Consider the following 25,719-nt stretch of genomic DNA (forward strand, 5'->3'; position numbering starts at 1 on the left):
CCGAACCTCAAGAAAACCGCCGATGACTGACGCTCCTGATCTCGAATCCCGCGCCGCGCCCGACGACCACCACGCGCTGCGGCTGTGGCTGCGCATGCTCACCTGCGCCAATCTCATCGAAGGCGAAATCCGCAGCCGCCTGCGCAACGAATTCGACACCACCCTGCCCCGCTTCGACCTGATGGCGCAACTGCAACGCGCGCCCAAGGGCATGAAAATGGGCGAACTGTCGCGCCACATGATGGTCACCAACGGCAATATCACCGGCATTACCGACCAGCTTGAAAAAGAAGGGCTGGTAGTGCGCACCAAGGTCGAGTCCGACCGCCGCAGTTCACTGATCAAGCTGACGCCCCAGGGCAAGAAGAGCTTTGCGCGCATGGCCCGCGCGCATGAAACCTGGGTCAAATCCATGTTTGGCGAACTGCCCGAGTCCACCCGCAATGCGCTGTTCCAGGCGCTGGGCGAACTCAAGCTGCAAGTGGTGGCCACCCGCTCGGAATCCGCCAAGGGCTGAGCCCGCCGCCGCCTTGCCGCCAGGGCTGAAAACCGCATCCGGATTGGCGCATAATTGCCGCCATGATTCCGGTTTCTCTTCCTGGCGGTAACTTCTACGTGCTGATGGTGGCCTCGTTGGCCTGCCTGGCCACCTTGCTGACCTGGCTGGCCGTGCTGGCCACCACGCCCAGCGCGCGGCTTTGGCTGGGCGACCACCGGCGCGCCGGCACCATCTTGATGACCATTCTGGCGCTGGTGGGCGCCATCTTTCCGTATCAGCAGCTCAGCGTGTGGTTCGCGACCCAGCGTGACGCCCAGGCCGACGCCGGCCGCAAGACAACGCTGACGCAGCCCACGCGGCTGGCCGGTGTCGACATGCCCGCCGGCACCGTGCTCAGCCTGACGCAAGCGGGCGACCTGGCCTCGTTTGACCGCGCGGTATTTCCCGACACACAGCCCGCCGCCATCCAGGGCCTTGCCGCCACCCGCCTGTTCCGCTACGCCGCCACCCCCAAGCAGCCCGAAACCCTGTCCGTGGAAATTGCCCGCGACCAGGCGCAGGAAGGGTGGCTGTGCGCCCATGGGCACCGGCTTGAATTCGTATTGCAGGGCGGCCAGGCGCGGTTTGCCAGTTGCCATCTGGCCGTGGGCAATACGCTGGACCAGCAAGCGGTGCCGCCCGGCGCCTGGCTGAAGGTGGATGAAGCCGCGCGCGGCACGGCGCCGGACGCCAACACCGGCGCGCCGCGCTGGCTGCTGCGCACCGAAGGCAGCGACGCGATTGACCTGCGCCAACTGCCCCTGCTGAAGGTGGACATGCGACTGGACGGCCAACGCCGCCTGCTGGATTTTGAAGGCCTGCTGGCCCGCGACACCACGCTGGGCGCCATGACCTACCCGCCCGGCACCCGCGTGCTGACCGCCAACCCCCGCCTGCCCGGCGCCCAGCCAGGCGACCTGCTGTTTTCGCCCTCGCGCGGCCGCTCGGCGCGCCGTGATGGCGGCGAAGACGTGGCGGCCGGCAGTTCGGTGCTGCAAGCGCCCGACGGCACGGTGCGCAGCGTGCTGAGCAACCGCGATGCCGGGGTGCTGGACGTGGCCGCGATGCGCATGGCCCCCTGAGCCGTCCCCCTGACAAGCCCCTGCCGCAAAGCGGTGGGATAATACGAACCTTTCCCCCGCACGCCGCCTAGCCTGGCGGCGATTTTGTCCTGCCTACCAAGAGACGAAGTCATGGCCGTTAATTTGCAGATCCCCTCCGAGTCCGAAATTTTTCCTGTTGCCGGCGTTGAAATCGGCGTCACCGAGGCCGGCATCCGCAAAGCCAACCGACGTGACCTGACCGTGTTCCGCCTGGCCGAAGGCACCAGCGTGGCGGGTGTGTTCACCCGCAACCGCTTCTGCGCCGCACCGGTGCAGGTTTGCCAGGCCCACCTGGCCGCCGGCGGCCCGATCAGCGCGCTGGTCATCAACACCGGCAACGCCAACGCGGGTACCGGCGAAGAAGGCCTGAAGAAGGCGCGCGACACTTGCGACGCGCTGGGTAAGTTGCTGGGCGTGCCCGCCTCGCAGATCCTGCCGTTTTCCACCGGCGTCATTCTTGAGCCGCTGCCGCTGGACCGCCTGGTCGCCGGCCTGCCGGGCGCCATCGCCAACCTGGCGGCCGACCACTGGTCCAGCGCCGCCCACGGCATCATGACGACCGACACGCTGCCCAAGATCTCGTCGGCCAAGGTGCAGATCGACGGCAAGACCGTTACCTTCACCGGCATCAGCAAGGGCGCGGGCATGATCCGCCCCAACATGGCCACGATGCTCAGCTTTTTGGCCACCGATGCCGGCATCGCCCAGCCGCTGTTGAAGAAGCTGGCCGTGGAAATTGCCGATGCGTCCTTCAACCGCATCACGGTTGACGGCGACACATCCACGAACGATTCCTTCATCATCGCCGCCACCGGCAAGTCGGGCGTGAACATCAACAGCGAGTCCGACGCCGCCTACGCCGCCGTGCGCGAGGCGCTGACCGCCGCCGCGCTGGAATTGGCCACGAAGATCGTGCGCGACGCCGAAGGCGCCACCAAGTTCATGACCATCCGCGTGGAAGAAGCCGGCACCACGGAAGAAGCGCTGAAGGTGGCGTATGCCGTGGCGCATTCGCCGTTGGTCAAGACCGCGTTCTTTGCCTCGGACCCCAACCTGGGCCGCATTCTGGCGGCGGTGGGTTACGCGGGAATCGACGATCTGGACGTGTCGAACATCCGCCTGTGGCTGGACGATGTGCTGGTGGCGAAAGACGGCGGCCGCAACCCGGATTACCAGGAAACCGACGGCCAGCGCGTAATGAAGCAGGCCGAGATCCAGGTGCGCATCGCGCTGGGCCGCGGCAAGGTGGCGGACACGGTGTACACCTGCGATTTCTCGCATGAGTATGTGTCGATCAACGCGGATTACCGTTCGTAAATTGATGGGGTGCGCGCCATTTATTTGGTGGGTGCGCGTGGTGTAGGTTGATGGGTTGCGCGCGATGTTAGGCGGTGTTCTTCTTGAAGCTATCGCGCGCTTCACCCATCCTACGCCGGCACGGCCATCCTACGCCGGCACGGCCATCGTACGCCGGCACGGCCGTCGTACGGTCGAACGACCATCGTGCGGTCGAACGGCCATCGTAGGATGGGTGTAGCGCGGCAGGCTGCGGCCAAGAACGCAAGCGCCAAGCGCGCAAACCCATCAGGTCCGCGCACCCAAGCCCATCGTCCCACCCCACCACCACCCACAACGACCGCCCCCTCCGCCGCAACCCACAACGCCACCCACGCCACCCAAGGATGAAGACGTGACCGCAACTGAATTTTCCACCCTGATCCAGCGCGCCGAGCGGGTGTTGGCGCAGCTTGAGGCCTTTCTTCCGCCCGCCACGCCCGAGATCGACTGGAGCGCGCACGCCTTCCGTTGGCGCAAGCGTGGCTCGCGCGGCTGGCTGGACGCGGTGCGCCACGTTGCGCGCATCGACATGCAGGACCTTCAGCACATCGAACGCCAGAAGGCCACCATCGACCGCAACACCCTGCAGTTCCTTGAGAACAAGCCGGCCAACAACGTGCTCATGACCGGCGCGCGCGGCACCGGCAAGAGCTCCCTGGTCAAGGCCATGCTGGCGGCCTATGGCGAGCGCGGCCTGCGTTTGATCGAAGTCGACAAGTCCGACCTGGGCGACCTGCCCGACATCGTTGAACTCGTCGCCTCGCGCCCCGAGCGCTTCATCGTGTTCTGCGACGACCTGTCGTTTGAAGAAGGCGAGCCCGGCTACAAGGCGCTGAAGTCCGTGCTGGACGGCTCGGTGTCGGCCTCGGGCGACAACGTGCTGATCTACGCCACGTCCAACCGGCGCCACCTGATGCCGGAATACATGAGCGAAAACCTGCAAGCCAAGCATCAGCCCGATGGCGAAATCCACCCTGGCGAGACCGTCGAGGAGAAGATCTCGCTGTCGGAACGCTTCGGTCTGTGGCTGTCGTTCTACCCCTTCAAGCAGGACGACTACCTGGACATCGTCTACCACTGGCTGCGCGAGCTGGGTTGCCCCGAGGCGCATATCGAGCCCTCGCGCACCGAGGCGCTGCAATGGACCATCGAACGCGGCTCGCGTTCGGGCCGCGTGGCCTATCAATTCGCGCGCGACTGGGCGGCCCGCCATGTCTGAGAAGATCGTTGACGTTGCCGCCGGTTTGATCCTGCGTCCCGATGGCATGCTGCTGCTGGGCCAGCGGCCCGAAGGCAAGCCGTGGTCGGGCTGGTGGGAATTGCCGGGCGGCAAGCTGGAGCCGGGCGAAACCGTGCTGGAAGCGCTGGCCCGCGAACTGCACGAAGAGCTGGGCATCCGCGTGACGCAGTCGCGGCCGTGGGTGACCTATGTGCACGTGTATCCGCACACCACGGTGCGCCTGGCGTTCTGCCACGTGACCGCGTGGGAAGGCGAGCCGCAAGGGCTTGAGAACCAGCGCCTGGAATGGGTGGACCCTGCCAACGCAGCGTCCGTCGGCGATCTCTTGCCCGCCACCCTGCCCCCGTTACGCTGGCTGCAACTGCCCACTACCTACGGCATCAGTTCGATCGGCTCGCGCGCGGGCGTGGCCGCGTTCCTGGGCCGTCTGGACGCGGCGCTGGCGCGCGGTGTGAAGCTGGTGCAGTTTCGTGAGCCGCAATGGCCGGACGGCGCGGGCGCAAGCTCGCTGCACGAGGTCCTGCAGCAGGTGATCAAGCGTTGCCGCGCCGCCTGCGCGCGCGTGCTGGTCAATAGCGCACACCCCGCCGCCTGGTGGAAGGAAGCCGACGGCGTGCATTTGCGCACGGCGGATGCCGCCCGCCTGCACGCGCGGCCCGAACTGCCGGCGGGCGCGCTCGTTGGCGTGTCCGCGCACGACAACCCGCAAGTGGTCCACGCCCGCGAACTCGGCGCCGACTTCGCGGTGCTGGGCCCGGTGCTGGACACGCCCAGCCACCCCGGCGCGGCCACGCTGGGTTGGGAAGGCTTTGTTGCCGGCAACCGTGATGCCGGCATCCCCGTGTTCGCGTTGGGCGGCCAGTCGACCACGACCGTGTCGCACGCACTGCGCCATGGCGCGCACGGCATCGCCGGCATTCGTGGCGTGATCTGACACGCACCTTATCGTCTGCCAGCTGCATCAAGACGCCGCGTTCCGTGCTTGCCACGGCGCGGCGTTTTTCATTCCGGTTGCGCTTCGATTGCGTTACGACCACGTTCCGTTTGTGCTTCGATTGCGCTTGGTTGCGTACCGCTTGTCCGTCGCTTGCATACCCTTGCCCTTCGGCTGCATTGCTCATGCGCCGTCGCTGCATTGCCCCCTAGGGAAACTCCCCCCTTGCTGCCCTCTGGCCGAAAGCAATATCTTCGAATCCTTAATGTGACCATGTAGTCACATTACGTCTGAACCGCAGTCGCTGCACCCTCTCTTTGTCGTCGTCCCCACAACAAGGAAGTCCAGGATGCCCCAGCGTTCCTCCTTTGAAGGCGATGCCAATCCGGTCCGCCGCGACTTTCTCTTGCGCGGCGCCGCTGCTGGCCGACGCCATCGCGGACCTGGCCTGGTGCGCCATGACCGGTAAGCCCGCTTCCTACCGCGCCCTGACCCCGCATGCGGCAACGCCGATCACCCTCGCAACCCATGACCGCGTGCGGGTCAACGCGCTCGGACGCCTCCTCGCCATCGAACAGGCCGACCCTGCATGGCCCCTTTACCCGGGGCGTGCGAATGTGGTCTACCTGGGCAGCGAACTCTGGCAAGATGGAAGGCTATTCGGCCACACCGTCAGCGAACTTATTGCCGACCTGGCTGACGGGCAAGTGACCGGCGTGCCGGACCCCGCCCGCTTCCTCATCTTCATGAAGGAATAAGCCATGTCCCGCCGCGAAAATACCGAGAGACTGATCCTGCAAGCGCTGGAAGCCCAGATACTGGAAACGGGCATGGGCGGGGTGGGCATCAACGCCATCGCCAAGCGCGCGGGGGTCAGCAAAGAACTTATCTACCGCTACTTCGACGGCATGCCCGGCCTGATGCTGGCCTGGATGCAGGAACAAGATTTCTGGACGCGCAACCCCGGCCTGCTGGCCGAAGATGAATCCAGCCAGCGCACGCCCGCGGAACTGGTGCTGTCCATGCTGCGCGCGCAGATCGACGCGCTGGGCGGCAATGAAACGCTGCGCGAAGTGCGCCGCTGGGAATTGATAGAACGCAACGAGGTGTCCGCGCCGTTGGCCGAACGGCGCGAACGCGCGGCGCGCGGCTTCATCGACCGCCTGGACGGCCTGGCGCCCAACCTGGACATGCCCGCGACGGTCAGCGTGATGTTGGCGGGCGTGCTGTACCTGATGCTGCGCGCCAAGACCGAATCCCATTTCCTGGGCGTGCCACTGCGCACGCCCGAAGGGTGGGAACGGATCAGCGCCGCGCTGGAACACCTGGTGGCCCGTGGCTTGCCCGCCCCCCTGAATACCGAATCCCTTGCCAACCTGGAGGCGCGGCGCGGCAAACCGTCGGCCGCCGATCCCCCAACCTGAGCCCTACATGCCCGCGCATCTTGACCCGCAGGAATACGACATCATCATCATCGGCGGCCAGGTCGCCGACGGCCTGGGCGGGCCCGCCCGCCGCGCCGACATCGCCATCCAGGGCGAGCGCATCGCGGCCATCGGCGACGGCGCGCAGTGGCGCGCGCGGCGCCGCCTGGATGCCACCGGCAAGGTGGTGTCGCCGGGCTTCATTGATTGCCATACCCACGATGACCGCGCGTTGCTGGGCTCTCCGCTTATGCGGCCTAAAGTCAGCCAGGGCATCACCACCGTGGTCACCGGCAACTGCGGCATCAGCCTGGCGCCGGTGCGCGCACCGGGCGACGTGGTGCCGCCCCCGCTGAACCTGCTGGCCAAGCACACGGGCGAACTCTACGCCCGCATGCAGGACTACGCCGACGCGCTTTCCGCCGCGCCCGCCGCCGTCAACAGCCTGGCGCTGGTGGGCCATTCCAGCTTGCGCGTATCGGCCATGAACCGGCTGGACCGCCCCGCCGACAAGGGCGAGATCGCAACCATGCGGCGCGCGCTGGACGAGGCCATGGCGGCGGGTGCCGCGGGCTTGTCCACGGGCCTGTACTACCCCACCGCCATGCACGCCAGCACCGAGGAAGTGATCGGCGTGGCCGAGCCCTTGTCGGCCTGGCGCGGCCTGTATACCACCCACCTGCGCGACGAAGCCGACCACGTTTGCGACGCCATGGAAGAAGCTTTCCTGATTGGCCGCGCGGCCGACGTGCCGGCCATCCTGTCGCACCACAAGGTCACCGGCAAGCACAACCACGGACGCACCGCGCAAACGCTGGCGCTGTTCGACCGCGTGCGTGCCGACCAGCCGCTGGGCATGGACGTCTACCCCTACGCGGCGTCGTCCACCATTCTGGAACCACGCCGCGTGGCGGCCGGCGAAAAAATCATCGTCACGTGGTCGCAGACGCGCCCGGAAATCCAGGGCGTGGACCTGCGCGAACTGGCCGCGCGCGAAGGCAAGGACCCCACCCGCCTGGCCGAAGAACTGTCGCCGGGAGGCGCCATTTATTTTTCGATGGATGAAGCGGACGTCAAGCGGGTCATCGGGCATGGCAGCGTCATGATCGGGTCGGACGGCCTGCCGCATGACCAACGCCCGCACCCGCGCCTGTGGGGCGCGTTTTCGCGCGTGCTGGCGCGCTATGTGCGCGAGATGCGCGTGCTGGGCCTGGAAGAAGCCGTGCGCCGCATGACGAGCCTGACCGCCGCGCAATTCGGCTTGAAGGATCGCGGCGTGCTGCGTGCCGGCTGCTATGCCGACGTGGTGGTGTTCGACGCCGCCACCGTCGCCGACCTGGCCAGCTTTGCCGAACCGACGCTGCCGTCCACCGGCATCCACGCGGTGCTGGTCAATGGCCAACTGGTTGAAGAAGACGGCGCCCCCACGGGCGCCCGCCCGGGCCGCCTGCTGCGCGGCGACGAGCGCGCCGCCCCCGGTTTCGAAACACCGGCTTGGGCGGCCTGTAACGCGAGCGCTACTTAAAGCGAATAGCAAAAGGCAAATAGCAAAAGCAACCCTGAACGCCGCGCGCTCGGCGCGCGGCGGCTTTCCTGGAGCATCATGCACATCGTTGTCATCGGCGCGGGGGTGGTCGGCATGGCCACCGCCTACTTCCTGCATCGCGAGGGCCATCGCGTGACGGTCGTGGACGCGGGGTCCGGCCCCGGCCAGGCCACCAGCATGGCCAACGGCGCGCAACTGAGCTATAGCTTTGTGGCCCCGCTGGCCGACCCCGCCGTGTTGCCCAAGCTGCCGTCCTGGCTGCTGGCCCAGGACGCGCCGCTGCGCTTTCGCCCCCGGCTGGATCCCGATCAATGGCGCTGGAGCCTGGCGTTTCTACGCGCCTGTACGCGCGTCAAGAACCGCGAGACCACGCGCGAACTGCTGGCCTTGGGCATGTACAGCCGCTTGTGCGTGCACACGCTGGTGCGTGACGAACAGCCCGATTTCGACTTTGCCAGCGCAGGAAAACTGCTGGTCTACCAAGATGCCGACGCCTATCGGCAGGCCCTTGCGCAACGCGACTACCTGGCCCGCCTGGGCTGCGAGCAACAGGTGATGGACACCCGCGCCTGCCTCGACATGGAACCCGCGCTTGCCGGCATCGAGGCAAGCATCCAGGGCGCGCTCTATACCCCCACCGAAGACGCCGGCGATTGCCAGCGGCTGTGTACCGAACTGGAACGCATCCTGCGCGCCGCGCCCGACCCCGTGCGCTTTCACTTCAACACGCGGGTCGACACGCTGCGCCGCGAACACGGCCGCGTGATGGGCGCCGCCACGACGGCCGGCGACCTGGAAGCCGACCACTTCGTGCTGGCCAGCGGCATGGGCGCGCAAGCGCTGGCGCGGCCGCTGGGATTGAACCTGGGCATCTATCCGCTAAAGGGCTACAGCCTGACCTACACGCTGACGCCCGACAGCGTGGCGCCCACCGCCAGCATCAGCGATATCCGCCGCAAGGTGGTGTATGCGCGGCTGGGCCAGCGGCTGCGCGTGGCGGGCATGGTGGACATCGGCACGGGCGGCGCGGGCGTGGACCCGCAGCGCGCGCGCAGCCTGGAGCGCGACGTGGCGCAGTTCTTTCCCAGCCTGAAACCTAAGGGTGCGCCAAGCGCCTGGGCGGGGCTGCGGCCGGCGCGGCCCGACGGCAAGCCGCTGATCGGCGCCACGCCTTACCGCAATCTGTGGCTGAACACGGGCCATGGCGGCCTGGGTTTTACGCTGGCCCTGGGCAGCGCGCGCGTGTTGGCGGATTTGATGCGGGGCCGCGACCCCGCCGTGGACCCGTCCGCCTTCGCACTGAAGTAAGCGCAGGCGTAGGTGTAGGCGTAGACGAAGGCGGATATAGCCCCGCCTGCGCCCGCACGATCAGTCGGCCTTGATGCCGCGGCTTTGGATCAGCTTGCTCCACTTGCCGCGTTCTTTCTCTTCAAACGCAGCCAGGTCGGCGCCAAAGACATTGCCCGGCGTGGCGCCGCCTTGCGCCAGCGATTGCTGTAGCTCGGGCGCTTTCAAGGCCTGCTTCATGGCGGCAATCAACTTGTCGACCACCGGCGCGGGCGTGCCGCGCGGTGCATACAAACCGGACCAGGCGGTGACCTCGAAGCCGGGCAAGCCCGCTTCCGCCATCGTCGGCAGATCGGGCGCGGCGGGGCTGCGTTCGGCCGACGTTACGGCAATGCCGCGCAAGCGTCCGCCCGGTTTCATGGCCGCCATGGAGCTGGGCAGGTTGTCCATCAGGATGTCGACCTGACCGCCGATCACGGCGGGTATGGCGGCGGATGATCCCTTGAACGGCACGTGCAGCATCTGCAAGCCCGCCAGCGATTCGAAGTAGGCGCCCGTCAGATGCACCGATGAGCCGATGCCGGGCGACGCATAGGAATACTTGCCCGGGTCCTTCTTCACCGCCTTCATCACGTCATCCAGATTGCGCCATGGCGATGTGGCGGCCACCGCCATCACGTTGGGCGTGGACGCGATGATGCCCAGCGGCACCAGGTCGGTGGCGGGGTTGAAGCCGATGTTGCTGTACAGATACTGGTTGACCGTCTGCGTGCCGATGGAACCCAGCACAATCGTGTAGCCATCCGGCGCGGCGCGCGTCGCGGCGGCCACGCCCAGGTTGCCCGCCGCGCCCGGCTTGTTTTCAACCACGATGGACTGGCCCAGCGTGGGCGCCATGTGCTGCGCGATGGTCCGCGCGAAGAGGTCGGTGGTGCCGCCCGCTGGAAACGGCACGATCAGGGTGATGGGCCGCGTCGGCCAAGTCTGTGCGGAGGCAGCCGCGGAAAATGCCAGCGTGGCGGCTGCCACGGCGGAAGTCGCCTTGCCTGTCCAGCGCCCGGCACTGGCAATGCTCCGCCATTGAAATGACCAGCCCATCCTCTTTCCCCTTCGTGTGATTGTGTTCGTGTGATCAAACGGAAGTCGGCGTCGGTGCAGCATGACGTCATGCACAGCGAAAGTGACCATGCGGTCACTTTTCCCGCATTAAGAACCGGCGCCGAAAACTTGTCAACGACAGCAAAGAGTTTTAGGCGTAATCCCTAGCCTCAGGAATTCCCTAGGATCCTTGCGGCACCGGGGGCTGTTGGGACACCCGCGATTCCTGGGTTTCCTGAGACACCGGGGACTGCTGGGTTCCTTGGCCACCCTGGGTTGCCGGGGCTTCCTGGGAAGCCACCTCCCAGCCGCCGCCCAGGGCAACGATCAGGTTCACGCTGGCCACCAGGCGCGTGCCCAACAGGCTCAGCGCATTGCGTTCGCTATTGAGCGCGGTGGCGTCCACCACCGCCACGCTCAGGTAGTCCACCAGCCCGGCCTGGTACTGGTTCTGGATCAGGCGCAACGATTCGCGCGCGGACTCCAGCGCGCGGCGCTGCACGATCTGTTCTTGTTCCATGACCCGAAGCTGGATCAGGTAGTCCTCGACTTCGCGCAGGCCCACCAACGCCGCCTGGCGGTAGGCGGCAGCCTGCGAATCGTAGGAGGCTCGTGCCTGTTCAACTTGGGCTGCGCGCGCGCCGCCATCGAAGATCGTCAGCGCCAGCGCCGGCCCCAGGGACCAGAAGCGCGCGGGCGCGGTCAACAGTTCGGCGAACTGGCCGTTGCGAAAACCGCCATCGGCCGACAGGATCAGCGACGGGAACCACGCGGCCTGCGCCACGCCAATCTGCGCGTTGGCCGCCGCCGCGCGGCGCTCGGCCGCGGCGATATCGGGGCGGCGCTCAAGCAGCTCGGACGGCAAGCCCACCGGAATCTGCGGCAACTGCAACGTGAAGACGGCGGGCGCCAGGCTGAACTGCGACGGAGCCTGGCCCATCAGCACCGCAATGGCGTGCTCGTACTGGCCGCGCTGCCAGTCCAGGTCGATGGACTGGGCACGCGTGCTTTCCACTTGCGTGCGCGCCACCGCCACATCGGCCTGCCCCGCCACACCGACCTCGTAGCGATTCTGCGTCAGCTTCAACGACCGTTCATAGGCCGCCACCGTGGCATCCAGCAGACGCTTCTGTTCGTCCAGCACGCGCAACTGGAAATAGGTTTGCACCAGCGCCGCTTGCGCACTCAGGCGCGTGGCACCCAGGTCCGCCAGACTGGCGGCGGCGCTGGCTTCGGACGATTCGGTGCTGCGGCGCACGCGGCCCCACACGTCTACTTCCCAACTGACGCTGCCGGTCACGGAATACTGATTCGACACGTTGCTGCCGTTGGATGACGACGACGATGAGCCGTTGCCGACACCCGCGCGCGATGCGCCCGCGCTGGCGCCCACGGTGGGATAGAAGCCGGCGCGCGCGGCGCGCACCAGGCCCAGCGCCTGGCGGTAATTGGCTTCGGCCTGGGCGATGGTCTGGTTCGACGTGTTCAGGCGTTCCACCAGCGTGTTCAGCGTGTCGTCCCCATACACCAGCCACCACTTGCCACGGTCCGCCTCGTCGCGCGGCTGGGCCGGCTTCCAGCCTTCCACCTGCTGCTGGCCCTGGGCTTCCTTGTAGGACGCGCCCACATCAAGCTCAGGGCGTTGGTAATCGGGGCCTACCGCGCAGGCGCCCAGCAGCGCGCACAGCGCCAACGTGGCGGCGCTGCGAGTAAGACGGGTGGTGACTAGCGGCTTGGGTCGGATCATGTAGGTTCTATGGAAGCAGGGGCGTCTTTGCGCCGGCCGCGCCCGCGCGCGGCCCACAGGCGAAATCGGTCCAGGTAAAGATAAACCACGGGCGTGGTGTACAGCGTCAGGATCTGGCTGAGCACCAGGCCGCCCACGATGGTAATGCCCAGCGGCTGGCGCATCTCGACCCCGGCGCCGGTGGCCAGCACCAACGGCAGCGCGCCGAAGATGGCGGCCATCGTCGTCATCATGATCGGACGAAAGCGCGTCAGGCACGCCTGGAAGATGGCCTCGCGCGGCGCCATGCCCTGCACCCGCTGGGCTTCCAGCGCAAAGTCCACCATCATGATGGCGTTCTTTTTCACGATGCCGATCAACAGGAACACGCCGATCAGCGCAATCAAGGTGAAGTCATGGCGTACCAGCAACAGCGCCAGCAGCGCGCCCAGGCCTGCCGACGGCAGCGTCGACAGGATCGTCAGTGGATGCACGAAGCTTTCGTACAGAATGCCCAGCACGATGTACATGGTGACCAGCGCCGCCAGAATCAACCAGGGCTGTTGCGACAAGGTCTGCTGCAAGGCCGCCGCCGTGCCCTGGAAGCCCGCCTGGATCTGGTCCGACGGCAAGCCGATGCGCGCCACCGCCGCGTCGATGGCGGCCGTGGCCTGCCCCAGCGACACGCCGGGCGCGAGGCTGAACGACACCGTATCCGCCACGAACAGGCCCTGGTGTTGCACGCTGAGCGGCGCGTTGGAATTTTCAAGCCGGGCAAAGGCCAGCAGCGGCACGCGCGCGCCGGTCGACGTGATCACTTCAACCTGCTTGAGCGATTCAATGTCTTCGGCAAACTTCGGCTCCAGGCCCAGCACCACGTGGTACTGGTTCAGCGGGCCGTACATGACCGACACCTGACGCTGGCTGAACGAGTTGTTCAGCACGGTCGATATGGTGGCCATGCTGACGCCCAGCCGGGTCGCGGCCTCGCGGTCGATCACCAGGTCGATCTGGCGGCCCTTGTCCTCGACATCGGTATCCACGTCGGTGATTTCGGGAATCTTGGCCATGGCCTGCTGCACCTTGGGCATCCAGGTGCGCAGCAGTTGAAGGTCGCCGGACATCAGCGTGTAGTCGTAAGACCCCTGGCTTTGACGCCCGCCAATGCGGATGTCTTGCTGCGACACCAGGAACATGCGCGCCCCCGGCATGTTCTGCAGCTTGCCGCGCAGGCGGTTGATGACGTCGTCGGCCGACACCTTGCGCTCTTCCAGGGGCTTAAGCTGGATCTGCATGAAGCTGCTGTTGCTGCCGCCGCGCCCGCCCGCGTAGCCCGTCATGCTTTGCACCGCCGGGTCCGCCAGCACCACCTTGCGCAGCGCATCCAGCTTGGGCACCGTGGCCTGGAACGACGTGCCCTGGTCCACGCGGAAAAAGCCCAGCAATTGGCCCGTGTCCTGCTGCGGGAAAAACCCCTTGGGCACCGCCATGTACAGGTACACGTTCAGGCCCACGGCGACGGCCAGCGTCAACATCATCAACCTGCCATGCGCCAAGGCCCAGCTCAAGCTGCGGCGGTAGCCGTTCAGCATGGCCTCGAAGCCGCGTTCGGACCAGCTCGCCAGGCGGCCCGGCGGCTTGGCGTCCTGCGGTTCGGGGCGCAACAGCCGCGCGCACATCATCGGGGTCAAGGTCAGCGACACCACCAGCGACACCATGATGGCGGCCGACAAGGTCACCGCGAATTCGCGGAACAGGCGGCCGACCACGCCGCCCATCAGCAAGATCGGAATGAACACCGCCACCAGCGACAGGCTCATGGACAGCACGGTGAAGCCCACCTCGCGCGAGCCGCGCAGCGCCGCCCGCATCGGCGACATGCCGTTTTCCACGTGCCGCATGATGTTTTCCAGCACCACGATGGCGTCGTCCACCACAAAGCCCGTGGCCACGATCAGCGCCATCAGCGAAATGGTGTTCAGCGTGAATCCGCACATATACATGATGCAGAAGGTGCCGATCAAAGACACCGGCACCGCCACGCTGGGAATGATGGCCGCGCGCCAGCGCCGCAGGAACAACAGCACCACCAGCACCACCAGGCCCACGGCGATGATCAGCGTCAGCTCGGCCTCGTGCAGCGACGCGCGGATGCTGGGCGTGCGGTCTTGCGCCACCGTCATGTTCACGTCCGCCGGCATCAACGCCTGCAACACGGGCAACTGCGCGCGCACGGCGTCCACGGCTTCGATGATATTGGCGTCGGCCTGGCGCCGCACAATCATCAGGATGGCCTTGCGGTCGTTGTAGAAGCCGGTCTGGTAAAGGTCTTCGACGGAATCTTCCACCGTGGCCACGTCCGACACGCGCACCGGCGCGCCGTCTTTCCAGGCGACGATCAGCGGCCGGTACTGCTCGGCGCGGCTGAGCTGGTCGCTGACCATGATCTGCCAGTGGTAGCGGTCGTTTTCCAGCACGCCCTTGGGGCGGTTCGCGTTGGCGTTGGCCAGCGTGGTGCGCAACTGGTCCAGCGACACGCCCTGGTTGGCCAGCGCGCCGGGCAGCACGGTCACGCGCACGGCCGGCAGCGAACTGCCGCCCACCGTGACTTCGCCCACCCCGTCCACCTGCGCCAGCTTCTGCGCCACGATGGTGGAGGCAATGTCGTACAACTGGCCCTGGCTCAGCGTGTCGGACGTAAGCGCCAAGGTCATGATGGGCGCGTCCGACGGGTTGGACTTGTGATACGTGGGGTTGCTGCGCAAGCTGGTTGGCAAGAGCGAGCGCGCCGCGTTGATGGCGGCCTGCACGTCGCGCGCCGCGCCGTTGATGTCGCGCGACAGATCGAATTGCAAGGTGATGCGGGTCGAGCCCTGCGAGCTGCGCGACGTCATCTCGGTCACGCCGGCAATGCTGCCCAGCGACCGCTCAAGCGGCGTGGCCACGCTGGACGCCATGGTCTCGGGGCTGGCGCCGGGCAGGCTGGCCGACACGGAAATCGTGGGGATATCCACCTGCGGCAGGGGCGCTACCGGCAGCAGGAAGAACGCCAGCAAGCCCGCCATCACCACCGCCAGGCTAAGCAGCGTGGTCGCTACCGGCCGCATGATGAAAGGCGCCGACAGAATCATGACGCATCCCCGGCCGCCGGCTCGCGCACGCCACGCCAGCGGCGCGACAGGCGGTCGAACATCAGGTAGATGACCGGCGTGGTGAAGAGCGTGAGCACCTGGCTAAGCAACAGCCCGCCCACCATGACCAGGCCCAGCGGCTGGCGCAGTTCCGCCCCCGTGCCGGTGGACAGCATCAGCGGCAAGGCGCCGAACAAGGCGGCCAGCGTCGTCATCAAGATGGGCCGAAAGCGCAGCAGCGCCGCTTCGTGGATGGCCGCGCGCGGGCTCAAACCCCGCTTGCGCTCGGCGTCCAGCGCGAAGTCGATCATCATGATGGCGTTCTTTTTCACGATGCCGATCAAGAGGATGATGCCGATGATGCCGATCATGTCCAGCTCGGTACCGCTGATCAGCAAGGCCAGCAAGGCGCCCACGCCGGCTGACGGCAAGGTCGACAGGATGGTGATGGGGTGGATGTAGCTTTCGTACAGCACGCCCAGCACGATGTACATGGTGATCACGGCGGCCAGGATCAGCCACAGCGTGCTGGTCAGGGAATTCTGGAACGCCAGCGCCGCGCCCTGGAAACGGGTTTCAACGCTGGCGGGCATGCCGATCTCGGCCTCGGCGGCGGTGATGGCTTCCACCGCGTTGGACAGCGATGCGCCCGGGGCCAGGTTGAACGACACGGTCACCATCGGGAACTGGTCCAGGCGGTTCACCGCCAGCACGGTCTTGCCTTCGGAAATATGCGCCACCGACGACAAGGGCACCTGCGTGCCGGCCGAGGTGGGCACATGGATCTGGCCCAGCGCGGCGGGGTTCATCTGAAACTGCGGCTGCACTTCCAGCACCACGCGGTACTGGTTGGACTGCGTGAAAATCGTGGAGATCAGGCGCTGGCCGAAGGCGTCGTAAAGCGCCTCGTCGATGACGGCGGCGGCGGTGATGCCCAAGCGGGACGCCGCGTCGCGATCAATCTCGACCCAGGTTTGCAGGCCGTCGTCCTGCAGGTCATCGGTCACGTCTTTCAAGCCCGGCACCTGGCGCAGCCGGTCCACCAGCTTGGGTGTCCATTCGCTCAACACCTTCAGGTCGGGGTTGGACAGCGTCATCTGGTATTGCGTGCGGCTGACGCGGTCTTCAATGGTCAGGTCCTGCACGGGCTGCATGTAGACAGTCAGCCCGTCCTGCTTGCTCAGCGATTCCTGCAAGCGCGCCATGACCGTGCGCAGGTCGCCGTTGCGTTCGGCCTGGGGCTTTAGCGCAATCTGCATGCGCCCGGCGCTCAGCGTGGCGTTGCTGCCATCGACCCCGATGAACGACGACACGGCCTGCACGTCCGGGTCTTCCAGCACGAGGCGCGCCGCGGCCTGCTGGCGTTCGGCCATGGCGGGGAACGAGATGGATTGCGGGCCTTGCGTAATGGCCTGGATCAGGCCGGTGTCCTGCTGCGGGAAAAAGCCCTTGGGCACCATCAGGTACAGCACCACCGTGAGTGCGAAGGTGCCCAGCGCCACGAGCAGCGTCAGCGTCTGATGCCGCAGCACCACTTGCAGCATGCGGTCGTAGCCGGCGATGACGCGGTCGATGAAGTTGCCGGTAGCGGTATGAAAACGCCCGTGCTTCTGTTCGGATTCGGCGCGCAGCAGGCGCGCGCACATCATCGGCGTCAGGGTCAATGACACCACCAGCGATATCAGGATGGATACCGCCAGCGTGATGGCGAATTCCCGGAACAAGCGGCCCACGACTTCCGTCATGAACAGCAGCGGGATCAGCACGGCGATCAGCGAGAAGGTCAGCGAGATCAGCGTGAAACCGATCTGCGAGGCGCCCTTCAACGCGGCCTGCATCGGCGTTTCGCCTTCTTCAAGGTGGCGCGCGATGTTCTCGATCATGACGATGGCGTCATCCACCACGAAGCCGGTGGCGATCGTCAGCGCCATCAAGGTCAGGTTGTTGATGGAGAAGCCGGCCAGGTACATGACGCCGAACGTGCCCACCAGCGACAGCGGCACCACGACGCTGGGGATCAGCGTGGCGGTCAGGCTGCGCAGGAACACAAAGGTCACCATCACCACCAGCCCGACGGCCAGCAGCATTTCAAACTTCACGTCTTCAACGGAATCGCGAATGGTCTGCGTGCGGTCGGACACCACGGTCACGTCCAGCGTGGCGGGCAAGGCGGCGCGCAACTGCGGCAACAGCGTCTGGATGCGGTTGACCACGTCGATCACGTTGGCGCCCGGCTGGCGCTGGATGTTCAAGAGGATGGCGGGCTTGTCGGCAACCCAGGCGGCCTGGCGCGTGTCTTCGGCGCCCTCGACCGCGCGCGCCACGTCGGACAGGCGCAGCGGCGCGTTGTTCTTGTAGGCGATGATCAGGTCGTTGTAGTCGGTGGGCGACTTCAACTGATCATTGGCGTTGATGGTGGTGGACCGCAGCGGGCCGTCCAGGTTGCCCTTGGGCTGGTTGACGTTGGCGCCCACGATGGCGGTGCGCAGGTCCGACAGCGCCAGGCCATTGGCGGCCAGCGCCTGCGGGTTGACCTGCACGCGCACGGCCGGACGCTGCCCGCCCGCCACGCTGACGAGACCCACGCCCGGAATCTGCGACAACTTTTGCGCGACCCGCGTGTCGACCAGGTCGCGCACCTGCGGCAAGGGCATGGTGGGCGACGTGATGGCCAGCGTCAGCACGGCGGCATCAGCCGGGTTCACCTTGTTGTAGGTGGGCGGCACCGGCAGGTCGCTGGGCAGCAGGTTGGACGCCGCGTTGATGGCGGCCTGCACCTGCTGCTCGGCCACGTCCAGCGGCAGCGTCAGGTTGAACTGCATGGTGATGACCGACGCGCCGCCCGAACTGGTGGACGACATCTGGTTCAGGCCCGGCATCTGCCCAAACTGCCGTTCCAGCGGGGACGTGACCAGAGACGTCATGACGTCGGGGCTCGCCCCCGGGTACAGCGTCACCACCTGGATCGTCGGGTAGTCCACCTCGGGCAGCGCCGACACGGGCAAGAGCCGGTAGGCGATGAAGCCGGCGATCAGGATGGCCACCATCGCCAGCGTGGTGGCCACGGGACGCAGAATGAACAGACGCGACGGACTCACGATGGGCTCGGCTTATTTCGACGGCGGCGTGGTGCCGGCCGGCGCACCCGCGCCCAGCGTCTTGTCGCGGGTGGCGGGAATGACTTCGGCGCCGCCCACGATTTCAACCTTGGCGCCGGCGCGCAGGCGGTCGGTGCCTTCGGTCACCACGCGGTCGCCCGGTTGCAGCCCTTCGTTCACGGCCACCATGCCGTTGTTGATGGCGCCCAGCTTTACCGGGCGCACGACGATGGTGTCGTCTTGCTGCACCAGGAAGACAAAGGCGCCGGCCGAGCCTTGCTGCACGGCGGCGGTGGGAATGGCGGTGACGTCCTTGCGCGTCAGCACGTGCAGGCGCACGTTGACGAACTGGTTCGGAAACAGCGCATCGTCGGCGTTTTCAAACTTGGCTTTCAGCTTCAAGGTGCCGGTGGTGACGTCGATCTGGTTGTCCAGCGTTTCCAGCACGCCGGTGGCGATGCGGCGGGTGTCGGCGCGGTCATAGGCGTCAACGGGCAGGGTGCGGCCGGCGGCGATTTCACCGCGCACTTCGGGTAGCTGGGTTTCGGGCAACGTGAAGACGACAGAGATCGGCTGCGTCTGGGTAATGACGACGAGCCCGTTGGTGTCCGAACTGGACACCAGGTTGCCCCGGTCAACCTGGCGCAAGCCCAGCCGGCCGCTGATGGGCGCGGTGATGCGGGCATAGTCCAGTTGCAGCTTGGCGTTGTCGACATTGGCCTGGTCGCTTTTGACGGTGCCTTCGTATTGGCGCACCAGCGCGGCCTGCGTATCCACCTGCTGCTTGGCGATGGAGTCCTGCTTGAACAGGGCCTGGTAGCGCTGCAGGTCGCGCCGCGCGTTTTCAAGCTGGGCCAGGTTCTGCATCTGCGTGCCGCGCGCCTGATCCAGCGCGACCTGGAAGGCTCGCGGATCCACCTGCGCCAACAGGTCGCCCGCCTTGACGCGCTGGCCTTCCTGGAAAGCCACGTCCACCAGCTCGCCGCTGACGCGGCTGCGCACGGTGACGGTGTTGTAGGCGGTGACGGTGCCGAGTGACTTCAGGTAGATGTCGATGTCCTGCTGGGTGGCGGTGGCAATGCGCACCGGAACGGGCATGTTGGCCATGGCGGCCATCGACGGACGCGCCCCGCCCGGCCCCCGCGCCCCGGCTTGCTTGGGGGAAGGCCGCAGCGCAAACCAGGCAACACCCGCCACCACCAGCAACAACACGGCCAGCCCGACAACGCGGCGGCGGCTCCAGCGGGAGGGTTGGGAAACAGGACGACTTTCGGACATGGAACGGTTCCGGCACTAATGCAGAAAGCCGTATTGTCTACTAGTCAGTCCCGATTTCGCGCGTTGGAAGTTCCAGTTGAAACTGGCCGCAACAAGAATCGGGTGGGGGGTGGGGCTGGGTGGGGGGATGGGTTTCGCGCGCTTGTTCGGAGCGGGGACTTGGGGGATAGGTGTTCGGGGGCACGGGTGATGCGTGTTCGCGGAGATGGGTGAGACGTGTTTGCGGAGATGGGCGAGACGTGTTCGCGGAGATGGGTGACGCGTGTTCGGGGACGTGGGTTCTTGGCTTGGGCTTGCTGCGCTGACCCGTCCTGCGGGCTTTTTGCGGGGCCGGCGACGTGATTCGGGGTGCTTGATGGGTTTCGCGCGTTGGGGGGCTGGGTTCTTGGCTATGGCCTGCCGCGCTCCACCCATCCTACGGGTGCGTTTTGCCGGGGGGTGACGTGATGGCGCGAATTCGGCGGTGTGTGATGGGTTTCGCGCGTTGGGGGGGCTGGGTTCTTGGCTTTGGCTTGCCGCGCTCCACCCATCCTACGGGTCCGGTTTTCCGGGCGGGTGACGTGATGGCGCGAATTCGGCGGTGCTTGATGGGTTTCGCGCGTTGGGGGGGCGGGGTTCTTGGCTTTGGCCTGCCGCGCTCCACCCATCCTACGGGTGCGTTTTGCCGGAGGGTGACGTGATGGCGCGAATTCGGCGGTGTGTGATGGGTTTCGCGCGTTGGGGGGCTGGGTTCTTGGCTATGGCCTGCCGCGCTCCACCCATCCTACGGGTGCGTTTTGCCGGGGGGTGACGTGATGGCGCGAATTCGGCGGTGCTTGATGGGTTTCGCGCGTTGGGGGGCTGGGTACTTGGCTATGGCCAGCCGCGCTCCACCCATCCTACGGTGCTTTTGCAGGCGGATGGCGCGATGTGATCGTAGGATGGGTGGAGCGCGGGAAACTGGTCGCTAGAACACGATTGGATATCGCGCGAAACCCATCAGGCAGCGGTGAATTCTAGGAAAGGGGGGACGACAGCGCGACGGCTGCTTGATGGGTTTCGCGCGATCTGCGGTGGGGTTCTTGCCACGGATCCCCCGCGCTGCACCCATCCTACGAGCTGCACAGAGTCATTTGAAAGGCGACGTCGCGGGCGACTTGCTGGGGTTTGAATTCGCCGTCCTGGGTGGAAAAGCGTATCCAGATCATGTACTTATTGGCGCTGATCTCGGGAAACAGACCTTGATCCGGGTCTACCCAGACACGCAGCAATTGGAATTGCTTGCCGCCCAGCATCTGCTGGTAGGCGCCCTGCTCGGCCACGATGTCGGTCTTGCGGCCGGATTCGCGCAGCAATCGCAAGGCCAGCGTCAGCCCGTCGTACAGCGCCAGGAACGGCGACACCCAGGCCTGCAGGTCCGCGCAGCGGGCGGCTTCGGACTTGTTCTGCCAGGCGAAGTAAGAAGGCATGTCCACTTGCGTGGCACTGCCCGGCACGGACAGGCGTCCGCGCAAGCTGGTCAGCCATTCATTTTCACGCAGCGACTGCCCGGTCTTGCCGGGCGCGGTCAGGGCGCTGGCCACTTTTTCAAGTTCGCGCAGCATGCCTTCCAGCGCATCCTGCGCCACGCCGGGGTGATCGCGCAGCCCCATCAGCGCGGAGCGCTGACGCTCCAGGTCTTGCAGCACCGCGCCTTTCACGTCGGTGCGTTCGCAAGCGTCGAGCAGATCGAAAAGAGAGGTGACGGCCACCTGATGTTGGCGTGAGTCCCCAGCCCGCGAAAAGAAAAACAACCTGTCCAACAGGTATTCCAATCGCAGGTAAGCGCGGATGCGCTCATTGAAGGGATATTCGTAAACAATCACGCTTTTTTACAGGCCCATCAGTGGTCGGCCAAACGGCCGAGATGTTCAGAGTGCCGGTCAAGTTGTGCTTACCGGCCCGTTGTCGCCGCCAGCGCAAGCCAGCGGTCATGCAAGATCTTTGCCTGCGCGCGCAACTGCTCTGGTGATGTGGCGCCGTCGTTGGTGATGACGTCGTCCGCGATGTCCAAGCGAGTTTCCCGCGCAGCCTGTGCCGCCATAATACGCCTGATGGCTGGCTCCGTCAGCCCGCTGCGCGCCTGCACCCGAGCCACTTGCGTGTCGGGGTCGCAATCCACCACGCAGATGCGATCCACGCGCCCGCGCCATCGCGTCAGGGACTCCACCAAAAGCGGCACAACGAACACCAGATACGATCCGGTCGCGGCCGCGGCCTGGCGCCGCGTTTCTTCAGTGATGATGGGATGCAGCACGGCTTCCAATCGCAGCCGCGCCTGGGGGTCCGAGAAGGCGCGCTCGCGCATCCATTCACGGTTGAGCGCGCCGTCTGGCGTCAGCGCCTGCGCACCGAATTCGGCTTCAATGGCGGGCATCGCCGCGCCGCCCACCGCCGTCAACGCACGCGCGATTTCATCGGTGTCGACCAGCGTCGCGCCCCATTCCGCCAGCATGTCGGCCACGCGGGACTTGCCCGAACCGATGCCACCCGTCAGCCCGATCTTGAACATGATGTTTATCCTTTCTTGCCGGACTTTCGTCCTGGTGCACCTAGTGCATTAACTGCCACAGGCCCGCATCGCCGCCCAGCAGCAACATCACGATACCGGCCAGGGCCAGGTAGGGTCCGAAGGGCAAGGGCTGCCCTCGGCTCGCGCGCCCGCTCAGGGTCAGCGCGCCGCCGATCGCCACGCCCACCAACGACGCCGCCAGCAACAACATCGGCAGTGACTCGGCGCCAAACCACGCGCCCAATGCCGCCAGCAGTTTGAAGTCGCCATAGCCCATGCCTTCGCGCCCGGTCAGCAAGCGGAACAGATGAAAGATCAGCCACAGGAAAACATAACCGGCCACGGCCCCGATCACCGCCATGGGCAGCGTGGTGAACGTGCCGAACAGGTTGACCAACAGACCCGCCCACACCAAGGGCTGGGTCAGCACATCCGGCAGCAGCGTGGTCTCAAAATCAATCCAGGCCAAGGCGATCAGCATGGTCGACAGGCCCATGGCGAACAAGGCTACCGGCGTTGCGCCATAACGCCACGCACAGGCGGCGAACAAGGCGCAGGTCAGCAATTCAATCGCGGGGTAACGCCAGGCGATCACCGCGTTGCAGGCGGCGCAGCGTCCACGCAGCAGCAACCAACCCAGCACGGGCAGCCGGCGCCAGCCGCGTACCGGTGCGTTGCACGCCGGGCAGTGCGATGCAGGGCGGAACAGGCCATCGGGGCTGTCCGGCCGCGCGCGGCCCACCGCATCCAGGCACTGCGCCTGCCATTCGCGTTCCATCATGCGGGGCAGTCGGTAGGTCAGCACCGTGAGCCAGCCACCGATGAACAGCCCGGCCAGCGCGGCCAGGCCAATAAACATGCCCAAGGGAAAATCGAATGCCTGCCACACCACGTTCATGCAGCCGCCTGACTCACGCGCGCGCCCGATTCCGCGCCCCATCTGTCGGCCAGAAGGCAAAAGGCGAAACACCGGCCGTGTCGTTTATTGTTCATAAAGTGCTGGCTACACCCAAGAGTGGCTAAGGGAACGTATCGAATCTTCGCATAAGTGCGTAAAATCGGAGACAGACTCAATTCACGGATAAGCTGCCATGACCGCCCGCGTCGACATCGTTTCCCGATCCCGCAAACTCAGCGTCATGGGGCTGCTGCTGGCCGGAACCGCCCTAGGCGCGGCAGGCTGCGCCCAACAAAAAACCGAAGGCTATTACGACCCCCCGGTTGAAAGCACGGTGACCGATGCCCAATACCAGGGTTCGGGCGCCGGCTACCGCAGCGTCATCCGCGCGCCGTCGCAAGTGCAAATCGCACTCAAGCCCGATGCCCGCAAGCCGCAGAACCAAGCCGCGCAAGCCTCGGCGGAAACCCCCACCACCGAAGACGGCCAGGCCGTGCCGGAAGGCGCCAGCGACGCAGGCGGCGCTTCTGCCCCCGCCCCGGCCGCGGCCCCCAATGCCGCGTCGCAAAGCCTGGTGCCGCAGCCGCAAACCTATATGGGCACCCTGCCGTGTTTCTCGCCCGCCATGCAGTGCACGGCGCAGCGCGTCACGCTGACGTTGGCCCCCAACGGCCGTTGGCGCGGCCGCACGGCCTACCTTGAAGACGACCCAAAAAAGGGCCCCGCCGTCACCGAGCAAGGCTGCTGGGACGCGACCGACGAACGCCCGCCGCGCGTCATCCTGATGGATGCCAACGGCAACGTCCGTGTTGAATTCGTGGTGGCCGCCAACAATGTGCTGCGTGTGCGTTCCATTGGCGGCCAAACGCCCAACCTGAACTACAACCTGACCCGTCAGCCGGACCTGGATCCGATTGACGAGCTGGCCAAGGCCGCAGCGCCCAAGTGCCCCTGATGCCATAAAAGCAGTACGGCGGCGGGCCGGTTGAATCTGCCCTGCTCCACGACGCAACGCCCATCGGGCCTGACGAACACCACGTTCGCCAGGCCCGGTTCTTTTTGGGCGCAAGCTGGCGGCACATGGGTGCGTCATGACTCGGGCGCGCCGGGTCGGGGGTCAGGTGCGAGGGGTTCAGGAATAGAGGGTTGGGAATCACCGGCGCCCGGTGGGTAGCCGCCATATTCCTGCGTGGGTTCGTGCAGCACGTGGAACGATGGCGATGGCAATGGCGGAACATGCGCGGGGGCAATCGACGAGCTTTCAGGCAAATCCCCCAGCGCCGCGGCTTCCAGGATGGGAGACGCGCCGGAGCGGCCGTGTGCGCACAAACGGCAAGCCAGTTGCATGGCGTTGCGAACGTCAAGCTTGGCGAAGATGCGGGCGCGATGGGCCTCGGCCGTGCGCAGCGAAATGCCCAGGTCAATGGCGATGACCTTGTTCGGGCGGCCGGCCGCCACATAGGCGACGATTTGCCGTTCGCGGGGCGTCAACGCGGAAAGCGCCGTATCAAGATCGGGACGGGAAACACGCATGGGGCGACTCGTTTTTGCAATGTAGGATTACAAGAAGTCTGCCCGGCCGCCCAAAACGGCGATAGCTGGCAATTCTGTCAGGGGTCAGGGCGGCGCAGGGACGCCACGCCCGACCCGGGCCCCGCCCCCGCATAGGATCAGGCCTTGTAGGCCAGTTCCAGGTTGTCGATCAGGCGGGTGGCGCCCAGCTTGGCGGCCGCCAGCACCACCACGGGTTCGCCGGCCTGCAGGTCGGCGGCGTCAGGGCGGTTCAGGTCACGCTGACGGCGCAAGGCAATGTAGTCCACCTTCCAGCCGCGCTGGGTCAAGTGATTGGCGGCGTCACGCTCAAGAGCCTGGGCATCGCGCTCGCCTTGGGCCAGGCGCTGGCCCATGTTCTGCAGGGCGGCATAGAGCGCGGGCGCCTCGGCGCGTTCGCCCTCGGTCAGATAGCGGTTGCGCGACGACAGCGCCAGGCCGTCATCCGCCCGCACCGTTTCGTGCGCCAGCACTTCCACCGGCAGTTGGAACTGGCGGCACATATTGCGCACCACCATCAACTGTTGATAGTCCTTCTTGCCGAATACGGCCACGCGCGGCTGCACGCAGGAAAACAGCTTCAGCACCACCGTGCTGACACCCTCGAAAAAGCCCGGGCGGAACTCGCCTTCCAGGATGTCGCCCAGATCATTCGGCGGCTGCACGCGGAAGTTCTGCGGTTCGGGGTACATCTCGCGCTCATTGGGCGCGAACAGCACGTAAACGTCGCGCGCCTGCTCCAGCTTTTCGATATCGGCGGCCAGGGTGCGGGGATATTGGTCGAAGTCTTCGTTGGGGCCGAATTGCAGGCGGTTCACGAAAATACTGGCCACCACGGGGTCCCCGTGCTGACGCGCCAGCTTCATCAAGGACAGGTGGCCTTCGTGCAGGTTGCCCATCGTGGGCACGAAAGACACGCGATTTTGCCCGCGCAGGTGATCGCGCAATTCCTGGATGGTGTGTACGACTTTCAAGGAGACTCTCCGGGGTTGGGGGCAG

At 66.1% G+C, this 25,719-nt stretch carries 20 protein-coding genes; 10 read left to right on the forward strand and 10 right to left on the reverse strand.

Annotation, left to right across the window (positions count from 1 at the left end; translation table 11 throughout):
* Positions 1-22: 22 nt before the first annotated feature.
* The 9 genes from CVS48_RS03485 (at position 23) to CVS48_RS03525 (ending at position 9,431) form a co-directional block, all read left to right on the forward strand.
* Positions 23-517 (forward strand): MarR family winged helix-turn-helix transcriptional regulator, encoded by a 495-nt coding sequence (locus CVS48_RS03485; protein ID WP_100853268.1) that lies wholly within the window; start codon positions 23-25, stop codon positions 515-517.
* A gap of 62 nt (positions 518-579) precedes the next feature.
* A complete protein-coding gene (locus CVS48_RS03490; RefSeq protein WP_100853269.1) occupies positions 580-1,620 on the forward strand; it encodes a hypothetical protein in 1,041 nt (346 codons plus the stop codon).
* A 111-nt stretch (positions 1,621-1,731) separates the two neighbouring features.
* The gene (gene argJ / locus CVS48_RS03495) at positions 1,732-2,958 is read left to right on the forward strand and encodes a bifunctional glutamate N-acetyltransferase/amino-acid acetyltransferase ArgJ (protein WP_100853270.1); all 1,227 of its coding nucleotides are present in this window, start codon (positions 1,732-1,734) and stop codon (positions 2,956-2,958) included.
* 373 nt (positions 2,959-3,331) lie between these two features.
* Positions 3,332-4,198: an ATP-binding protein gene (locus CVS48_RS03500; protein WP_100853271.1), complete on the forward strand. Its 867-nt coding sequence runs from the start codon at positions 3,332-3,334 to the stop codon at positions 4,196-4,198.
* A complete protein-coding gene (locus CVS48_RS03505; RefSeq protein WP_100853272.1) occupies positions 4,191-5,153 on the forward strand; it encodes a Nudix family hydrolase in 963 nt (320 codons plus the stop codon). The genes CVS48_RS03500 and CVS48_RS03505 overlap by 8 nt, the downstream gene beginning before the upstream one ends.
* A 377-nt stretch (positions 5,154-5,530) precedes the next feature.
* Positions 5,531-5,911 carry a DUF7259 domain-containing protein gene (locus tag CVS48_RS03510; RefSeq protein ID WP_100853273.1) on the forward strand — a complete coding sequence of 127 codons (381 nt, stop codon included), beginning with the start codon at positions 5,531-5,533 and terminating at the stop codon, positions 5,909-5,911.
* Between the two features lie 3 nt (positions 5,912-5,914).
* Positions 5,915-6,577 (forward strand): TetR/AcrR family transcriptional regulator, encoded by a 663-nt coding sequence (locus CVS48_RS03515; protein ID WP_100853274.1) that lies wholly within the window; start codon positions 5,915-5,917, stop codon positions 6,575-6,577.
* 7 nt (positions 6,578-6,584) lie between these two features.
* A complete protein-coding gene (locus CVS48_RS03520; protein ID WP_100853275.1) occupies positions 6,585-8,102 on the forward strand; it encodes an N-acyl-D-amino-acid deacylase family protein in 1,518 nt (505 codons plus the stop codon).
* Between the two features lie 78 nt (positions 8,103-8,180).
* On the forward strand, positions 8,181-9,431 hold the full coding sequence (locus CVS48_RS03525; RefSeq protein WP_100853276.1) for a D-amino acid dehydrogenase: 1,251 nt from the start codon (positions 8,181-8,183) through the stop codon (positions 9,429-9,431).
* A 60-nt stretch (positions 9,432-9,491) separates the two neighbouring features.
* Here CVS48_RS03525 and CVS48_RS03530 read toward each other — a convergent pair whose 3' ends face one another.
* The 8 genes from CVS48_RS03530 to CVS48_RS03565 form a co-directional block, all read right to left on the reverse strand.
* Positions 9,492-10,508, reverse strand: coding sequence for a Bug family tripartite tricarboxylate transporter substrate binding protein (locus CVS48_RS03530; protein WP_167400941.1), 1,017 nt, complete (start codon positions 10,506-10,508; stop codon positions 9,492-9,494).
* A 181-nt stretch (positions 10,509-10,689) separates the two neighbouring features.
* Entirely contained in the window at positions 10,690-12,255 is a 1,566-nt protein-coding gene (locus tag CVS48_RS03535; protein ID WP_242001376.1) for an efflux transporter outer membrane subunit, read from the reverse strand.
* Positions 12,252-15,365: a multidrug efflux RND transporter permease subunit gene (locus tag CVS48_RS03540; RefSeq protein WP_100853277.1), complete on the reverse strand. Its 3,114-nt coding sequence runs from the start codon at positions 15,363-15,365 to the stop codon at positions 12,252-12,254. The genes CVS48_RS03535 and CVS48_RS03540 overlap by 4 nt, the downstream gene beginning before the upstream one ends.
* A complete protein-coding gene (locus CVS48_RS03545; protein ID WP_100853278.1) occupies positions 15,362-18,463 on the reverse strand; it encodes an MdtB/MuxB family multidrug efflux RND transporter permease subunit in 3,102 nt (1,033 codons plus the stop codon). The genes CVS48_RS03540 and CVS48_RS03545 overlap by 4 nt, the downstream gene beginning before the upstream one ends.
* Before the next feature lie 12 nt (positions 18,464-18,475).
* Positions 18,476-19,741 carry an MdtA/MuxA family multidrug efflux RND transporter periplasmic adaptor subunit gene (locus CVS48_RS03550; RefSeq protein ID WP_100853279.1) on the reverse strand — a complete coding sequence of 422 codons (1,266 nt, stop codon included), beginning with the start codon at positions 19,739-19,741 and terminating at the stop codon, positions 18,476-18,478.
* Positions 19,742-20,832: 1,091 nt separating this feature from the next.
* On the reverse strand, positions 20,833-21,585 hold the full coding sequence (zapD, locus tag CVS48_RS03555) for a cell division protein ZapD (RefSeq protein ID WP_100853280.1): 753 nt from the start codon (positions 21,583-21,585) through the stop codon (positions 20,833-20,835).
* Between the two features lie 68 nt (positions 21,586-21,653).
* Positions 21,654-22,271, reverse strand: a complete 618-nt coding sequence (gene coaE / locus CVS48_RS03560) for a dephospho-CoA kinase (RefSeq protein WP_100853281.1) — start codon at positions 22,269-22,271, stop codon at positions 21,654-21,656.
* 40 nt (positions 22,272-22,311) lie between these two features.
* A complete protein-coding gene (locus CVS48_RS03565; RefSeq protein ID WP_100853282.1) occupies positions 22,312-23,169 on the reverse strand; it encodes a prepilin peptidase in 858 nt (285 codons plus the stop codon).
* A gap of 193 nt (positions 23,170-23,362) precedes the next feature.
* Here CVS48_RS03565 and CVS48_RS03570 point away from each other — a divergent pair, with 193 nt between their 5' ends.
* Complete coding sequence (locus CVS48_RS03570) at positions 23,363-24,124, forward strand: copper resistance protein NlpE N-terminal domain-containing protein (protein ID WP_100853283.1); 762 nt, start codon at positions 23,363-23,365, stop codon at positions 24,122-24,124.
* Between the two features lie 134 nt (positions 24,125-24,258).
* Here CVS48_RS03570 and CVS48_RS29760 read toward each other — a convergent pair whose 3' ends face one another.
* Both CVS48_RS29760 and panC read right to left on the reverse strand, forming a co-directional pair.
* A complete protein-coding gene (locus CVS48_RS29760; protein ID WP_100853284.1) occupies positions 24,259-24,702 on the reverse strand; it encodes a response regulator transcription factor in 444 nt (147 codons plus the stop codon).
* A 137-nt stretch (positions 24,703-24,839) separates the two neighbouring features.
* Positions 24,840-25,694: a pantoate--beta-alanine ligase gene (panC, locus tag CVS48_RS03580; RefSeq protein ID WP_100853285.1), complete on the reverse strand. Its 855-nt coding sequence runs from the start codon at positions 25,692-25,694 to the stop codon at positions 24,840-24,842.
* Positions 25,695-25,719 lie beyond the last annotated feature (25 nt).

The sequence above is a fragment of the Achromobacter spanius genome (genome assembly GCF_002812705.1).
GTDB classification, from domain to species: domain Bacteria; phylum Pseudomonadota; class Gammaproteobacteria; order Burkholderiales; family Burkholderiaceae_B; genus Achromobacter; species Achromobacter spanius.

Bases quoted from the DNA above. Each gene is read 5' to 3' on its own strand.
- CVS48_RS03485 (WP_100853268.1), top strand. From the start codon at position 23: ATGACTGACGCTCCTGATCTCGAATCCCGCGCCGCGCCCGACGACCAC.
- CVS48_RS03490 (WP_100853269.1), top strand. From the start codon at position 580: ATGATTCCGGTTTCTCTTCCTGGCGGTAACTTCTACGTGCTGATGGTG.
- argJ (WP_100853270.1), top strand. From the start codon at position 1,732: ATGGCCGTTAATTTGCAGATCCCCTCCGAGTCCGAAATTTTTCCTGTT.
- CVS48_RS03505 (WP_100853272.1), top strand. From the start codon at position 4,191: ATGTCTGAGAAGATCGTTGACGTTGCCGCCGGTTTGATCCTGCGTCCC.
- CVS48_RS03510 (WP_100853273.1), top strand. From the start codon at position 5,531: ATGCCAATCCGGTCCGCCGCGACTTTCTCTTGCGCGGCGCCGCTGCTG.
- CVS48_RS03515 (WP_100853274.1), top strand. From the start codon at position 5,915: ATGTCCCGCCGCGAAAATACCGAGAGACTGATCCTGCAAGCGCTGGAA.
- CVS48_RS03520 (WP_100853275.1), top strand. From the start codon at position 6,585: ATGCCCGCGCATCTTGACCCGCAGGAATACGACATCATCATCATCGGC.
- CVS48_RS03525 (WP_100853276.1), top strand. From the start codon at position 8,181: ATGCACATCGTTGTCATCGGCGCGGGGGTGGTCGGCATGGCCACCGCC.
- CVS48_RS03530 (WP_167400941.1), bottom strand. From the start codon at position 10,508: ATGGGCTGGTCATTTCAATGGCGGAGCATTGCCAGTGCCGGGCGCTGG.
- CVS48_RS03535 (WP_242001376.1), bottom strand. From the start codon at position 12,255: ATGATCCGACCCAAGCCGCTAGTCACCACCCGTCTTACTCGCAGCGCC.
- CVS48_RS03540 (WP_100853277.1), bottom strand. From the start codon at position 15,365: ATGATTCTGTCGGCGCCTTTCATCATGCGGCCGGTAGCGACCACGCTG.
- CVS48_RS03550 (WP_100853279.1), bottom strand. From the start codon at position 19,741: ATGTCCGAAAGTCGTCCTGTTTCCCAACCCTCCCGCTGGAGCCGCCGC.
- coaE (WP_100853281.1), bottom strand. From the start codon at position 22,271: ATGTTCAAGATCGGGCTGACGGGTGGCATCGGTTCGGGCAAGTCCCGC.
- CVS48_RS03565 (WP_100853282.1), bottom strand. From the start codon at position 23,169: ATGAACGTGGTGTGGCAGGCATTCGATTTTCCCTTGGGCATGTTTATT.
- CVS48_RS03570 (WP_100853283.1), top strand. From the start codon at position 23,363: ATGACCGCCCGCGTCGACATCGTTTCCCGATCCCGCAAACTCAGCGTC.
- CVS48_RS29760 (WP_100853284.1), bottom strand. From the start codon at position 24,702: ATGCGTGTTTCCCGTCCCGATCTTGATACGGCGCTTTCCGCGTTGACG.